This is a genomic window from Streptococcus mitis B6 (genome assembly GCF_000027165.1).
Taxonomy (GTDB): Bacteria; Bacillota; Bacilli; order Lactobacillales; family Streptococcaceae; genus Streptococcus; species Streptococcus mitis_AR.
Window position 1 is genome coordinate 498,133 of the sequence record NC_013853.1, and the last position, 13,800, is coordinate 511,932.

14 protein-coding genes, 1 tRNA gene and 1 pseudogene are annotated in these 13,800 nt (G+C 40.8%); 9 read left to right on the forward strand and 7 right to left on the reverse strand.

Going from position 1 to position 13,800, the window contains the following annotated elements:
• Positions 1-251: 251 nt before the first annotated feature.
• Entirely contained in the window at positions 252-1,730 is a 1,479-nt protein-coding gene (gene mgaSpn, locus SMI_RS02825) for a virulence factor transcriptional regulator MgaSpn (protein WP_001205267.1), read from the forward strand.
• A gap of 245 nt (positions 1,731-1,975) precedes the next feature.
• Here the strand turns inward: mgaSpn and SMI_RS02830 are convergent.
• The 5 genes and pseudogenes from SMI_RS02830 to SMI_RS02850 form a co-directional block, all read right to left on the reverse strand.
• A pseudogene (locus SMI_RS02830) lies at positions 1,976-2,203 on the reverse strand (glyoxalase); the annotation flags it as partial.
• Positions 2,204-2,245: 42 nt separating this feature from the next.
• On the reverse strand, positions 2,246-3,250 hold the full coding sequence (locus tag SMI_RS02835) for an NADP-dependent oxidoreductase (RefSeq protein ID WP_000861516.1): 1,005 nt from the start codon (positions 3,248-3,250) through the stop codon (positions 2,246-2,248).
• A 90-nt stretch (positions 3,251-3,340) separates the two neighbouring features.
• The gene (locus SMI_RS02840) at positions 3,341-3,772 is read right to left on the reverse strand and encodes an Rrf2 family transcriptional regulator (protein WP_000379854.1); all 432 of its coding nucleotides are present in this window, start codon (positions 3,770-3,772) and stop codon (positions 3,341-3,343) included.
• A gap of 232 nt (positions 3,773-4,004) precedes the next feature.
• Positions 4,005-4,077 (reverse strand) — tRNA-Lys (locus SMI_RS02845).
• Between the two features lie 264 nt (positions 4,078-4,341).
• Complete coding sequence (locus tag SMI_RS02850; protein ID WP_001113195.1) at positions 4,342-5,613, reverse strand: replication-associated recombination protein A; 1,272 nt, start codon at positions 5,611-5,613, stop codon at positions 4,342-4,344.
• A gap of 115 nt (positions 5,614-5,728) precedes the next feature.
• On the opposite strand from SMI_RS02850, the gene SMI_RS02855 reads away from it, so the two are divergent.
• The 7 genes from SMI_RS02855 (at position 5,729) to SMI_RS02885 (ending at position 11,331) form a co-directional block, all read left to right on the forward strand.
• Positions 5,729-6,199, forward strand: a complete 471-nt coding sequence (locus tag SMI_RS02855; protein WP_000257130.1) for a DUF3013 family protein — start codon at positions 5,729-5,731, stop codon at positions 6,197-6,199.
• Between the two features lie 6 nt (positions 6,200-6,205).
• The gene (locus SMI_RS02860) at positions 6,206-6,652 is read left to right on the forward strand and encodes an NUDIX hydrolase (protein ID WP_000636798.1); all 447 of its coding nucleotides are present in this window, start codon (positions 6,206-6,208) and stop codon (positions 6,650-6,652) included.
• Between the two features lie 137 nt (positions 6,653-6,789).
• On the forward strand, positions 6,790-7,740 hold the full coding sequence (gene prmA, locus SMI_RS02865) for a 50S ribosomal protein L11 methyltransferase (RefSeq protein WP_000451174.1): 951 nt from the start codon (positions 6,790-6,792) through the stop codon (positions 7,738-7,740).
• 1 nt (position 7,741) lies between these two features.
• Complete coding sequence (locus tag SMI_RS02870) at positions 7,742-8,485, forward strand: 16S rRNA (uracil(1498)-N(3))-methyltransferase (protein WP_001188179.1); 744 nt, start codon at positions 7,742-7,744, stop codon at positions 8,483-8,485.
• Between the two features lie 10 nt (positions 8,486-8,495).
• Positions 8,496-10,292: an oligoendopeptidase F gene (gene pepF, locus SMI_RS02875; RefSeq protein ID WP_000435576.1), complete on the forward strand. Its 1,797-nt coding sequence runs from the start codon at positions 8,496-8,498 to the stop codon at positions 10,290-10,292.
• Between the two features lie 33 nt (positions 10,293-10,325).
• Entirely contained in the window at positions 10,326-10,472 is a 147-nt protein-coding gene (locus SMI_RS02880) for a hypothetical protein (RefSeq protein WP_164925496.1), read from the forward strand.
• Positions 10,473-10,539: 67 nt separating this feature from the next.
• A complete protein-coding gene (locus SMI_RS02885; protein ID WP_000284391.1) occupies positions 10,540-11,331 on the forward strand; it encodes a DUF2785 domain-containing protein in 792 nt (263 codons plus the stop codon).
• 107 nt (positions 11,332-11,438) lie between these two features.
• Here SMI_RS02885 and SMI_RS02890 read toward each other — a convergent pair whose 3' ends face one another.
• Positions 11,439-12,203 (reverse strand): (S)-acetoin forming diacetyl reductase, encoded by a 765-nt coding sequence (locus SMI_RS02890; protein ID WP_000048147.1) that lies wholly within the window; start codon positions 12,201-12,203, stop codon positions 11,439-11,441.
• Positions 12,204-12,457: 254 nt separating this feature from the next.
• Here SMI_RS02890 and SMI_RS02895 point away from each other — a divergent pair, with 254 nt between their 5' ends.
• Positions 12,458-13,126: an MIP/aquaporin family protein gene (locus tag SMI_RS02895; RefSeq protein ID WP_000714865.1), complete on the forward strand. Its 669-nt coding sequence runs from the start codon at positions 12,458-12,460 to the stop codon at positions 13,124-13,126.
• A gap of 172 nt (positions 13,127-13,298) precedes the next feature.
• Here SMI_RS02895 and queF read toward each other — a convergent pair whose 3' ends face one another.
• Positions 13,299-13,790: a preQ(1) synthase gene (queF, locus tag SMI_RS10610; RefSeq protein ID WP_000082587.1), complete on the reverse strand. Its 492-nt coding sequence runs from the start codon at positions 13,788-13,790 to the stop codon at positions 13,299-13,301.
• Positions 13,791-13,800 lie beyond the last annotated feature (10 nt).

The window sequence follows — 13,800 nt, forward strand, 5'->3', positions numbered from 1 at the left end:
ATCAATTTTTTTGATTGTTGCTATTATATAATTTTTAAAATTAAAAATATAATCTTTCGACTTGAATTTGATTCTGTATTCACGCCCTCAATAGACGCTAAAATAAGAAAATTGTTTATATATTGCTTCCGTAGTGTTATTATACGAAATAAAGGATCTTAGGAAAAGTCGTTATAGCATGCTATACCTATTCTTTGTGGTATAATTGCAAGAGGTTTAATCCGATAATTTATAAAGAGAGAAAGACATTCATGAGAGATTTATTATCTAAAAAAAGTCATAGGCAATTAGAATTATTAGAATTATTATTTGAACATAAACGATGGTTTCATCGTTCTGAACTAGCAGAGTTACTAAATTGTACAGAACGTGCAGTCAAAGATGATCTATCCCATGTTAAATCTGCTTTTCCTGACTTGATTTTTCATTCTTCTACTAATGGTATACGCATTATTAATACCGATGATAGCGATATTGAAATGGTTTACCATCATTTCTTTAAGCATTCAACTCATTTTTCAATTTTAGAATTTATCTTCTTTAATGAAGGATGTGATGCTGATAGTATTTGCAAAGAGTTTTATATCAGTTCATCTTCGCTCTATCGTATTATTAGCCAAATCAATAAAGTGATTAAAAAGCAATTTCAATTTGAAATCAGTCTGACCCCTGTTCAAATCATTGGAAATGAGAGAGACATTCGTTACTTTTTTGCACAATATTTTTCAGAAAAATATTATTTCCTAGAATGGCCATTTGAAAATTTTTCAGTAGAACCCCTATCTCAATTGTTAGAATTGGTTTATAAGGAAACAAGCTTTCCAATGAATTTGTCAACTCATAGAATGCTAAAGTTGCTCCTAGTAACCAATCTATATCGAATAAAGTTTGGTCATTTTATGGAAGTAGATAAAGATTCTTTTAACGACCAAAGTTTGAATGCTTTGATGCAGGCAGAAGGAATAGAAGGTGTTGCTCAGAGTTTTGAATCAGAATACAATCTCTCTTTAGATGAAGAAGTGGTTTGCCAATTATTTGCGTCTTACTTTCAAAAAATGTTTTTCATAGATGAAAACCTCTTTTTGAAAAGTGTAAAAAGGGATAGTTATGTTGGGAAATCTTACCATCTATTGAGTGACTTTATTGATCAGATTTCAGTCAAGTATCAGATTGAGATTGAGAATAAGGATAGTCTGATTTGGCATCTGCATAATACCGCACATCTGTATCGTCAAGAGTTGTCCACTGAGTTTATTTTATTTGATCAAAAAGGGAATACAATCAGGAATTTTCAAAATATTTTTCCTAAATTTGTTTCAGATGTTAAAAAAGAGCTTTCTCATTATTTAGAAACTCTTGAGCTTTGTTCTAGTTCAATGATGGTAAATCATCTATCTTATACCTTCATCACTCATACCAAACATTTGGTGCTTAATCTACTACAAAATCAGCCAAAGCTGAAGGTTCTGGTTATGAGTAATTTTGATCAGTATCATGCGAAATCCGTTGCAGAGACACTTTCTTATTATTGCAGCAACAATTTTGAACTAGAAGTTTGGAGTGAATTAGAGTTATCACTTGAGTCTCTAAAAGATTCACCTTATGATATCATTATTTCTAATTTTATTATTCCTCCGATTGAAAATAAGCGACTAATCTATTCCAATAATGTCAATACAGTCGCTCTTATCTCTTTACTTAATGCAATGATGTTTATTCGATTAGATTAGTGAGTGAAAGAAGACCCCATCCATCTCTAGGGTAGATTTCCTATAGATAGGTGGAGTCTTTTTGAATATTAAAAAATTTCATATCTATCATTAGCAGAGCTCCTAGTTACATTCATTTTGGGACCTGTTTTAAATAGTATATGCCCAGAGCTAAGTATCTGAAGTAGAAAAAGAAAGATCTTTTAATCCTTTATCAAAATACTTGAAACAGGATGTATCACAGATTGAATCGAAACCCAATCCTATCACTTGTTGGCTATTCGAACACGGGTTACAATACCATATGGATCACTAAATTCTAACTCGCTTGAGTTTAGCCATGTGATTGGTGCCTCAACCTCAGGTGTACTATGGTCAATGATGAGGAGCTCCTCTTTACTTGTAACCTCAATGAGATAGTAGGCTAGGCCTGGCAAGCCTTGCTGACGTTTGGTTAGACCTTTTCCGAACCACTCATCCATTGCCAAGTGATGTATTGATTTTTAGTTGTAAGATATGACATTGTGTTTTCCTTTTTATTTCTTAAAGCTGAGAACTGTTTTACCATGAGAGCGACCGTTAGCGACCTTGTCTAAGGCGCTATTTACCTCTTCAAATGGATAAACTGTATCGATAGAGGGTTTGATTTCTAATTTACTAAAGAGGTCAGCTACCTCTTGTAATTGAGCACCATTGCTTTCCACAAAGATAAAATGGTAGTGGATGCCGTATTTTTCCGCCATCTTATCAAATTTGCGACCCGCTAAGCCAAGAATCATCTGTTTCCATTTTGGTAGATTCATGCGTTTGGCAAAGGCACCGTTTGGCATAGCACGGAGGGAAACAAGATGACCACTTTTTTTCATGATAGACATTTGTTTTTCAGTTTCAGCGCCCCCAAGAGTATCAAGGACATAATCCACCTGGCTAACAGTTTTTGTATAATCCTCTGTTTTGTAATCGATAAATCTATCTGCTCCTAGTTTCAAGACACGCTCTGCACTATCTCTAGCTCCATTGGTGATGACTGTCAAACCTTTGGCCTTGGCAATCGGAATGGCCATTCCACCAACTCCTCCAGTCCCACCAGAAATAAAGATCGTTTTCCCAGCTTGAGCTCCCATGAGTTCCAAAGCTTGCATGATGGTCAAGGCAGTAAGCGGAACCGCAGCAGCTTCCTCGTCTGATAGATAGTCTGGAACCTTGGCTAAGGCTCGACTATCAACAGCAACATATTCTGCAAAGGCGCCGATATGATCAAGTGGCAGACGGCCAAAGACACGATCTCCTACCTGAAAGTTGTTAACTTTCTTGCCCATGCTTTCAACGATCCCAACCACTTCGTTACCCGCAGTTTGAGGAAGTTTGTAAGGAACAATCATCTTAACCTCACCACGAGAGATCATGTTATCGAGAGGATTAACACCAGCTGCGGTGACTTTAACTAAAACTTCTTTGTCTGTAATACTTGGTTTAGCCATTTCTGTGATGTTCAGTGTGATATTCTTTTTGTTATAAGTAGTGTGTTGTGCGACTTTCATTGTCTTCTCTTTTCTTTTTAATATGACTGAATATACTTGTATCTAATACAAGTATATGTTGTTTCCAGTAAAAACTGACTTGTTATCAAATCAGTTTCGAACTTGTTTGGCTTGTTTATATAGATTGTCAATGACATCTTCTAAAGTTTGATTTGCTAATTCCTTCTCTAATTGAGATTCGGCACTAGCGAAAAGCGGTGAAACTGCTCCTTGGATATGTTTTCCAACGGGACAATCGGGATTGCTATTTTGATGAACAGGGAATAAACTAATGTGATTGATTTCTTGAGTAGCATAGTAGATCTCTAGTAAAGTCATTTTCTTTGGAGATTTACTGAGTTGATAGCCTGTTTTTCCTTGCTGGGAATGAATCAAATCTGCATTTTTCAATAAGGCAATCACCTTTCGAATGTAACTAGCGTTAGTCCCAACACTAATAGCTAGTGCTTGAGAGCTTAGAGTTTCCTTGCTTTCACTAATCATTGTTAAGATATGCAAAGCAACTGAGAATTTTGTATCCATCTGAACTCCTTTTTTAACAAACCTGTATCAGGTACAAGAACAAGTATAGCATAAATTAAAAGAAAAGCAAGACTTTTGTATTAAATTTTTAAAAATTTTGAGTGCAATCAGATTAGAGCTGTCTGGAAAGGGGAGGCGTAAAATTATATCTTTAGTATTCATTAGTTGACCAAAAGTAGAACAGATACACAAAAAAGCCTTGGAACTCAAGGCTTTTCCTGTTGTATTTAGATGCCCCCTACAGGGATCGAACCTGTGACCCACGGATTAAGAGTCCGCTGCTCTGCCAGCTGAGCTAAGGAGGCAAATAAAAAAGCTGTATTGGTGCCGAAACTTCACGGTTTGTATTGAACCCGCGCAATTAAGCAGGTGGGCAACTCGCTCTAACTGAAGCTGTTTCCGTGTGAGACGGCCTACATGCTGTTAGAAGACTTTTGTTTCCCTAATAATACAAAAAATAGTCGGTCAACACTTAAGTGTGAAGTCGTACACCACAGCGTTTCTATGTTTATATGATACCACTTTTTCAAAAAAAATCAAGAGGAAAGTGCAATTTTTTGAAAAGGATTTCAGATTTTTCGTAAATGGTCGATGGCTTCCTTTCTTTGAGCCAAAGCCCGCTCATATTTACCAGTATCTTCTGCTTGGAAATAGTGATGATTGCGGATTTTTTCTGGCAGATAGTCTTGCTTGACCCAATTTCCAGGATACTTGTGTGGATAGAGATAGTCTTGGGCATTCCCCAGTTCCTTGCTTCCACTGTAGTGCCCATCACGCAGGTGTCGCGGAATAGGCAAGTGCCCTGATGTTTTGAGGTCAGCAAGTGCCTGGTCCATAGCTACATAGGCTGAGTTGGATTTTGGAGAAAGGGCCAAATCAATCACGACATTGGCAATGAGAATGCGGGCTTCTGGAAAACCAATCTTTTGGGCGGCATCCAGAGCAGTCACGGTATGAATTTGGGCTTCAGGATTGGCCAAGCCGATATCCTCATATGCGATAACAGTCAAGCGACGAGCGAGACTTGGCAAATCACCAGCCTCAATCAAGCGGGCAGCATAGTGAAGACTGGCATCAACATCTGAGCCACGGATAGACTTTTGCAGGGCAGATAGAACGTCATAGTGACCGTCTCCATCCTTGTCCATGGTAATGTAGCTCCGCTGCAGGCTATTTTCCATGATGTCGAGGGTGATGTGGCGGATGCTCTCGTCATTCTCAGGGGTAGAGAGAACTGCCAAATCCAGTGAGTTGAAGGCAGAACGCAGGTCTCCATTTGTAGAGGTCGCAATGAAATCCAGCGCATCCTCATCTAGTTCTACTGGAAAATCAAAACCACGCTCAGGGTTACTTAGAGCTATCTGCAGGGCCTCTTTGACGTCTTGGTTAGACAGAGGTTCCAACTCAAAAATTTGAACACGACTGCGAATGGCAGGAGTGACAGAGAAGAAAGGATTTTCAGTCGTAGCGCCAATCATGATGACCAGTCCACTTTCCAAGAGAGGCAAGAGGAAGTCTTGCTTGGTCTTGTCTAGACGATGGATTTCGTCTAGTAATAGGACGAGGCCACCTGAAAATTTAGCCTCTTCCGCAATTTCTTGGAGTCTTTTTTTACTATCTACTGTCGCATTGAAAGTTCGAAAGGCATACTTTGTTGTTCCAGCGATGGCAGAGGCAATACTGGTCTTGCCGATTCCTGGAGGTCCATAGAGAATCATGGAGGAGAGGCGATTGGCTTCCACCATGCGGCGGATGATTTTTCCAGGCCCGACCAGATGTTCCTGACCGATGACCTGGTCGATGGTTTTAGGGCGCATGCGAAGCGCGAGATTGTCTGGCATAGCAGTCCTTTCTAACGTGGATTTTCTGATGTATATGTGATAAGATGGTAGTATCTATTTTAGCATATTTCCGAGCAATCGGGGCGATTAAAGAGTCGCATAGAAAGAGGACAAAATGGCAACATATGGATTTTTAGATGTTTTAGAGGAAGAGTTGGAGAAGAACTTTCCTTTTGACTTTGAGATTAGTTGGGACAAACGCAACCACGTGGTTGAAGTGAGTTTTCTATTAGAAGCGCAAAACGCTGCAGGTGTGGAAATGGTGGATGAAGACGGAGAAGTTTCGTCAGATGATATTCTCTTTGAAGAAGCTGTGCTTTTTTTCAATCCTGCCAAATCAACTGTTAATGAGGAAGACTATTTGATAGTCATCCCTTACCTGCCTAAAAAAGGTTTTTCTCGTGAATTTTTAGCTTATTTTGCGCTATTTCTCAAAGATACTGCTGAGGTCGGACTAGATGCCCTTATGGACTTCTTGGAAGACCCAGAAGCAGAAGAATTCGTCATGGAATGGAATCAAGAAGTCTTTGAAGAAGGAAAAGCAGGCTTGGAAGAGGGAGAATTTTACCCTTATCCGAGATATTAGGAGAAAATGATTGTGAATTTAGATTGTATTGATAAAAAGTTTGATTTTACGGGCTCTAAGATTGCCTTGATTTGTGAGGATAAGGTCTTGACTATCTTACGTGATGACAAGGACGATATCCCTTGTCCCAACATGTGGGAGTTGCCAGGTGGTGGTCGTGAAGGAAACGAAAGTCCTTTCGAGTGCGCAGCGCGTGAAGTTTATGAAGAACTGGGAATTCATCTGACTGAGGATTGTCTGCTTTGGGCGAAGGTTTATCCAAGTATGCTTTTTGCGGATAAACAATCTGTATTTCTAGTCGGTCTGTTGACACAGGCCCAGTTTGACAGTATCGTATTTGGAGATGAAGGACAGGGCTATCAGCTCATGAATGTCGAGGAATTTCTTAGTTCCAGTCAAGTTGTACCTCAGTTGCAGGAGAGATTAAAAGATTATTTAAAAGTAAGTGATTAGAAAGGATGGTTCAGTTAAATTTCTAAACTGAATCCGCCCTAAACACTGTACCAAAAAGATAAACTTCTCTTAGACACAAGCGTCTTCAGAGAATTTCCTATTTTGGTTTTGTGTTTTACGGGCTTGGTATCTTAATGATGGAAACATGGCAAGAGTTAAAAGTTACAGTGAAGCGTGAGGGAGAGGAGTTAGTTTCTAATCTCTTGATTGAGCTGGGAGCACAAGGCGTTGCGATTGAAGACAGCATGGACTATGTGGGAAATGTTGACCGCTTCGGCGAGATTTTCCCAGAGGTTGAGCAGCAAGAAGAAGTCGTAGTGACAGCTTACTACCCTGATACGGTTGATGTAGCAGTGGTTGAAGCAGACTTGCAGGCTCGCCTAGCAGAATTGACAGATTTTATGGATTTGGGAGAGGTCAAAATGGGGACGACTGCCTTGGCTGAGGAAGACTGGGCAGACAACTGGAAGAAGTACTATGAACCAGCTCGTATCACTCATGATTTGACCATCGTGCCGTCTTGGACAGAATACGAGGCGACTGCGGGAGAAAAGATTATCAAGCTGGATCCTGGGATGGCTTTTGGGACTGGGACCCATCCAACCACTAAGATGAGCCTCTTTGCCTTGGAACAGGTTCTTCGTGGTGGCGAAACGGTGCTAGATGTAGGGACTGGTTCAGGGGTTCTCTCTATTGCCAGCTCGCTGCTTGGTGCTACGGAAATTTTCGCCTATGACCTAGATGATGTGGCAGTTCGGGTTGCTCAGGAAAATATTGAACTCAACCCTGGAATGGAAAACATCCATGTAGCAGCAGGAGATTTGCTTAAGGGAGTTGAGATTGAGGCAGATGTGATTGTGGCTAATATTTTGGCGGATATTCTCATTCATCTGACAGACGATGCCTATCGGTTGGTTAAGGACGAAGGCTACCTGATCATGAGTGGGATTATCAAGGACAAGTGGGACATGGTGCGCGAGTCGGCTGAGTCAGCTGGATTTTTCCTTGAAACCCACATGATTCAAGGGGAATGGAATGCCTGTGTCTTTAAGAAAACCAAGGATATTTCAGGTGTGATTGGAGGTTAGCATGCAGCAGTATTTTGTCAAAGGCAGTGCAATATCTCCTGTAATCATCGAGGACAAGGAAACCAGCAAGCATATGTTTCAGGTCATGCGCCTGAAGGGGGAGGATGAGGTGACCTTAGTCTTTGATGATGGGATCAAGCGCTTGGCGCGCGTGCTAGATGTGGAAAACCGTCAGTTTGAGTTGGTCCAAGAATTAACTGACAATGTAGAACTACCAGTCCAAGTGACCATCGCATCCGGCTTTCCCAAGGGAGATAAGTTGGAGTTCATTACTCAGAAAGTAACCGAACTGGGTGCCAGCCAAATCTGGGCCTTTCCTGCCGATTGGTCGGTCGCCAAGTGGGATGGCAAGAAATTGGGTAAAAAGGTTGAAAAACTAGAAAAAATTGCCCTTGGAGCGGCTGAGCAAAGCAAGCGTAATGTTGTTCCAAGTGTCAAGCTTTTTGAGAAGAAAGCAGATTTTCTAGCTCAGTTTGACCAGTTTGACTCTATCATAGTGGCTTATGAAGAATCAGCAAAAGAAGGAGAAGTCGCTGTGCTCTTACAAGCAGTCACTGGTCTTGCAAAAGGAGCCAAACTGCTCTTTATCTTTGGTCCAGAAGGTGGTCTGTCACCTGCAGAAATTGAGAGTTTTGAAGCTAAGGGAGCAGTATTGGCAGGACTTGGCCCTCGCATTTTGCGAGCAGAAACAGCACCACTTTACGCCTTATCAGCCCTTAGTGTTTTATTAGAATTAGAGAAATAAGAGGAAGAAAATGGAACAAAAACACCGTTCAGAATTTCCAGAGAAGGAACTTTGGGATTTAACAGCCCTATACCAAGACCGTGAGGATTTCTTACGTGCGATCGAGAAGGCTCGCGAAGACATCAACCAGTTTAGCCGTGATTACAAGGGCAATCTTCATACTTTTGAGGATTTTGAAAAGGCCTTTGCGGAATTGGAACAAATCTATATTCAGATGAGCCATATTGGTAACTATGGCTTTATGCCTCAGACGACAGACTATAGCAATGACGAATTTGCTAACATTGCCCAAGCTGGAATGGAATTTGAAACAGATGCCAGTGTAGCCTTGACCTTCTTTGACGATGCCTTGGTGGAAGCTGATGAGGAAGTCTTGGACCGTTTAGGGGAATTGCCTCACTTGACGGCAGCTATTCGTCAGGCAAAAATCAAAAAAGCCCACTATCTAGGGGCTGATGTGGAGAAGGCCTTGACCAATCTCGGTGAAGTTTTCTACAGTCCACAGGATATTTACACTAAGATGCGAGCTGGGGATTTCGAAATGGCTGACTTCGAAGCCCATGGCAAGATCTACAAAAACAGCTTTGTGACCTATGAAAATTTCTACCAAAATCATGAGGATGCTGAGGTTCGTGAGAAATCTTTCCGTTCCTTCTCAGAAGGACTTCGTAAGCACCAAAATACGGCTGCCGCAGCTTATTTAGCCCAAGTCAAGTCTGAAAAACTCTTGTCAGATATGAAGGGATACGACTCAGTCTTTGACTATCTTCTAGCTGAGCAGGAAGTGGATCGCGCCATGTTTGATCGCCAGATTGACCTCATCATGAAGGATTTTGCGCCAGTTGCTCAGAGATACCTCAAACATGTTGCCAAGGTCAATGGTCTTGAAAAGATGACCTTTGCAGACTGGAAATTGGACTTGGATAGCGCCCTTAATCCTGAAGTGACTATTGACGATGCCTATGATTTGGTCATGAAGTCGGTAGAACCTTTGGGGCAAGAATATTGTCAGGAAGTTGCTCGCTATCAAGAAGAGCGCTGGGTGGACTTTGCTGCCAATAGTGGCAAGGATTCTGGTGGTTATGCGGCGGACCCATATCGCGTGCATCCATATGTCCTCATGAGCTGGACAGGTCGTTTGAGCGATGTTTATACCTTGATTCATGAAATCGGGCATTCTGGTCAATTCATCTTTTCAGATAATCATCAAAGCTACTTTAACGCCCACATGTCGACCTACTATGTTGAAGCACCGTCAACCTTCAATGAATTGCTACTCAGTGACTACTTGGAGCACCAGTCTGACGACCCTCGTCAAAAACGCTTCGCTCTTGCTCACCGCTTGACAGACACCTACTTCCATAACTTTATCACTCACCTTTTGGAAGCAGCCTTCCAGCGTAAGGTGTATACATTGATTGAAGAAGGAGAAACCTTCGGAGCAAGCAAACTCAACAGAATTATGAAGGAAGTTTTGACGGATTTCTGGGGCGATGCCATTGAGATTGATGATGATGCAGCTTTGACTTGGATGCGTCAAGCTCACTACTACATGGGCTTGTATAGTTACACTTACTCAGCAGGACTAGTCATCTCGACTGCGGGTTACCTCCATCTGAAACATTCAGAAACTGGAGCTGAGGACTGGCTCAATCTCCTTAAGTCAGGTGGTAGCAAGACACCGCTTGAGTCAGCTATGATTATCGGAGCAGATATCTCTACAGATAAACCACTCCGTGATACCATCCAATTCTTGTCTGACACAGTTGACCAGATTATCGCCTACAGTGCTCAGTTGGGAGAGTAGGGGGAATAGAAAGGTTGTTCTAGAATGATGTTTATGGGCTTGTTAAGCATCATTATATTTGGCTTAGCTGTAGCTATTTTCAAAAACGCCGTTGAAGGTCGTGATGTTAAATTTGAACTTGTTGTAGAGTTGGTATTGATCGTTATTTACTTCATTTTTTATCAGATTGTATTTTATTGAGAATTCAATATTAAGTCATTTAAGGCTGGCTTTTTGATAAGTTATCAGGAATGTAGAGGTATTGACCATGTATCAAAAGTTACTTAGAAAAATAGAAGAAGAAAAACCAAGTTATAACCAGGAGGAAATCCAGTGGTTGCTTGATCATTTGGGAGATCCTTCTCCAGAAATTCGCGATGACCTTGTTTTTACAAGCTTGGCTAGAGGATTGCAGGAAGAGCTATTTACACAGGAGCAATTTAATTTCATTGCTGAGGAAATTTTATCTGATGGAGGAATAGACAAAGAGATTGATAAGGTAGGCTTGTCAACACTTGAACGTTCTTTTAGGGCGCTTATTTATGCAAATCTCTTGTCTGCGGATGCCAACCAGCAATCGATTTTTTATCAGGAATTAAATTCAGGAATTCGTAATGTCCTTTTAAATCAAGGTTTGTCCTATCTTTCGAAAGAAAAGGACACGACAGGTTTTTCAAGTCGGTATGGTTGGGTTCATGCTTTTGCACATGGAGCCGATTTACTGACAGAGGTGGTTTGTCATCCAGACTTTCCTAAAAACAGAGTTCATGAAGTATTTGATATACTTGGGCAACTATTTAAAAGAGTTTCCATTCGTTTTACAGATGATGAGGATTGGCGTTTAGCAAGAGTGATCTATGAACCTATTTTACAAGGGAAGTTGGAGCAAGAGCAAGTAGCTTCTTGGATAAAAGCTGTCGACTTTCCGATAGAAGAAAGGGAGGATTTTTATAAATTTTCCAACTTCAGATCCTGTCTGTTGGAAGTCTATGTCCAACTTGACCAGAGAAATAGTTTACAAGATGACTTGAAAGAAGCTATCCAGTCTTTTCAATACTAGGGATAAGCTAATATTACTTATTGAAAGAGTTTCTATTGTATCCTCCTAACTAATAATGAAAACTTATAAAAGAGGTTGAATCATTTTCCAACCTCTTTTTGTGTATCTTAATGGAATTGCATACCACCATCAACGATAATGGTTTGTCCTGTAATGTAGTTTGAATCTGGTCCTGCAAGAAAGCTGACGGCTGCAGCCACATCTTCTGGTTCAGATAGACGTTTTAGAGTAATATCTTTTGCAAATGTCTGCATACCCCACTCGTCATCTTTTCCTGCATTTTTACCAACTTCATGAGCGATGTCGTACATCATTGGTGTTTTCACAATACCTGGTGCGTAGGCGTTAACAGTGATGCCTGAGTCTGCTAAATCACGTGCTAATGTTTGCGTAATTCCACGAACAGCAAATTTGGTTCCACCATAAACAGTTAGATTTGGATTACCGACTACCCCAGCTTGAGAGGTTGCGTTGATAATTTTACCTCCGTGGCCAAGTGCTTTAAATTGCGCTTGTGCAGCTTGTGAACCCCAAATGACACCACCAACGTTGATACCGAAAGTGCGTGTAAATTGTTCCTCAGTAATTGTATCAAGAGGAGTAGTTGGAGCAACACCAGCGTTATTTACGACAACATTCAAATCACCAAAATGGTCAACAACCTTTTGAAATGCTTGTGCAACTTCGGCCTGTTTCGAAACATCGGCCACGACAGCGAAGGCATTTTCAGCTGATAATTCGGCAACAGCCTTTTCAGCTGTTTCGGGATTGTAGTCTAAGACTCCTACCTTAAAGCCATCTTGAACCAATCGTTTTGCGATTGCAAAACCGATTCCTTGACCTGCACCTGTAACAATAGCAACTTTAGACATATGATTCCTCCTTGGTATCCACGATACCATTCAAACGTTCATAAAAGAACAGCAAAGTTGTAAAATTAGTTCAAATGAGGGATTAAATAACCTATTTGAACTATGTTAATAGTATATACCTTTAGAAAAAATGTTTCAAATAAACACTACCGTTTTTATAGAATTTTATCCTGAAAATTTTCAATCAATTTTCTTGAAACCCTTTCCCTCTTTTGATAGACTAGTATCCAGTTTTTGAAAAAAGGAGAAAGAAAATGAAAAAATTTGTTGCTGAGTTAATCGGTACGTACATGCTTGTGTTCGTCGGAACAGGAGCTGTTGTTTTTGGAAATGGTCTTGATGGCCTAGGTCACCTTGGAATTGCCTTTGCTTTTGGTTTAGCCATCGTGGTTGCAGCCTACTCAATCGGAACTATTTCAGGGGCTCACTTGAACCCAGCTGTTTCTATTGCTATGTTTGTAAACAAACGTTTGTCATCTTCAGAGCTTGTAAACTACATCCTTGGACAAGTAGTTGGAGCTTTCTTAGCATCTGCTTCTGTCTTCTTCCTCTTGGCTAACTCAGGCATGTCAACTGCTAGTCTTGGTGAAAATGCCTTGGCAAACGGTGTCACTGTCTTTGGTGGTTTCTTGTTTGAAGTCATCGCAACCTTCTTGTTTGTCTTGGTTATCATGACTGTGACATCAGCAAGCAAGGGCAATGGTGCGATTGCTGGTTTGGTAATCGGTTTGTCCTTGATGGCGATGATTCTTGTGGGATTGAACATTACTGGACTTTCAGTAAACCCAGCTCGTAGCTTGGCACCAGCTGTTTTGGTAGGTGGCGCAGCCCTTCAACAATTATGGATTTTCATCCTTGCGCCAATCGTTGGTGGAGTTCTTGCAGCTCTTGTTGCGAAAAACTTCCTTGGAACAGAAGAATAATTGAAACTCAAAAAGCCTTGCTCCTCATCTCGAGGAACAGGGTTTTTTCGTATGATACTCTTCGAAAATTTCTTCAAACCACGTCAGCTTCCATCTGCAACCTCAAAGCAGTGCTTCGAGTAACTTGCGGCTAATTTCCTAGTTTGCTTTTTGATTTTCATTGAGTATGAGTTTAGCGGTTGTCAATTTTCTCTGGATAAAGGTCGTGTTGGAAGAGGCGTTGTTCTGCCAAGCCTTCATACTTAGTTCCAGGCTTACCATAGTTGTAGTAGGGATCAATTGAGATGCCACCGCGCGGAGTAAATTTTCCCCAGACTTCTAAATAGCGAGGGTCTAGCAAGTTGACTAAGTCTTTCCCAATGGTGTTGATACAGTTTTCGTGGAAATCTCCGTGATTTCGGTAGCTAAAGAGGTAGAGTTTGAGGGATTTTGACTCCACACAGAGCTTGTCAGGGATGTAGGAAATATAAATCGTAGCAAAGTCTGGTTGAGCAGTAATTGGACACAGTGAGGTAAATTCAGGACAGTTAAATTTGATAAAATAGTCATTTTCCACATGACGATTGTCAAAGGATTCCAGGACTTCTGGTTGATACTCGAAAATGTAGTTGGTTTCTTTGTTGCCCAGTAGGCTTAGGTTTTTCATTTCTTCTTGTTGTGACATGATTTTTTCT

Bases quoted from the DNA above. Each gene is read 5' to 3' on its own strand.
- SMI_RS02850 (WP_001113195.1), bottom strand. From the start codon at position 5,613: ATGCCAGACAATCTCGCGCTTCGCATGCGCCCTAAAACCATCGACCAG.
- SMI_RS02855 (WP_000257130.1), top strand. From the start codon at position 5,729: ATGGCAACATATGGATTTTTAGATGTTTTAGAGGAAGAGTTGGAGAAG.
- queF (WP_000082587.1), bottom strand. From the start codon at position 13,790: ATGTCACAACAAGAAGAAATGAAAAACCTAAGCCTACTGGGCAACAAA.
- SMI_RS02870 (WP_001188179.1), top strand. From the start codon at position 7,742: ATGCAGCAGTATTTTGTCAAAGGCAGTGCAATATCTCCTGTAATCATC.
- SMI_RS02880 (WP_164925496.1), top strand. From the start codon at position 10,326: ATGGGCTTGTTAAGCATCATTATATTTGGCTTAGCTGTAGCTATTTTC.
- pepF (WP_000435576.1), top strand. From the start codon at position 8,496: ATGGAACAAAAACACCGTTCAGAATTTCCAGAGAAGGAACTTTGGGAT.
- SMI_RS02890 (WP_000048147.1), bottom strand. From the start codon at position 12,203: ATGTCTAAAGTTGCTATTGTTACAGGTGCAGGTCAAGGAATCGGTTTT.
- SMI_RS02840 (WP_000379854.1), bottom strand. From the start codon at position 3,772: ATGGATACAAAATTCTCAGTTGCTTTGCATATCTTAACAATGATTAGT.
- SMI_RS02895 (WP_000714865.1), top strand. From the start codon at position 12,458: ATGAAAAAATTTGTTGCTGAGTTAATCGGTACGTACATGCTTGTGTTC.
- mgaSpn (WP_001205267.1), top strand. From the start codon at position 252: ATGAGAGATTTATTATCTAAAAAAAGTCATAGGCAATTAGAATTATTA.
- SMI_RS02885 (WP_000284391.1), top strand. From the start codon at position 10,540: ATGTATCAAAAGTTACTTAGAAAAATAGAAGAAGAAAAACCAAGTTAT.
- prmA (WP_000451174.1), top strand. From the start codon at position 6,790: ATGGAAACATGGCAAGAGTTAAAAGTTACAGTGAAGCGTGAGGGAGAG.
- SMI_RS02860 (WP_000636798.1), top strand. From the start codon at position 6,206: ATGATTGTGAATTTAGATTGTATTGATAAAAAGTTTGATTTTACGGGC.
- SMI_RS02835 (WP_000861516.1), bottom strand. From the start codon at position 3,250: ATGAAAGTCGCACAACACACTACTTATAACAAAAAGAATATCACACTG.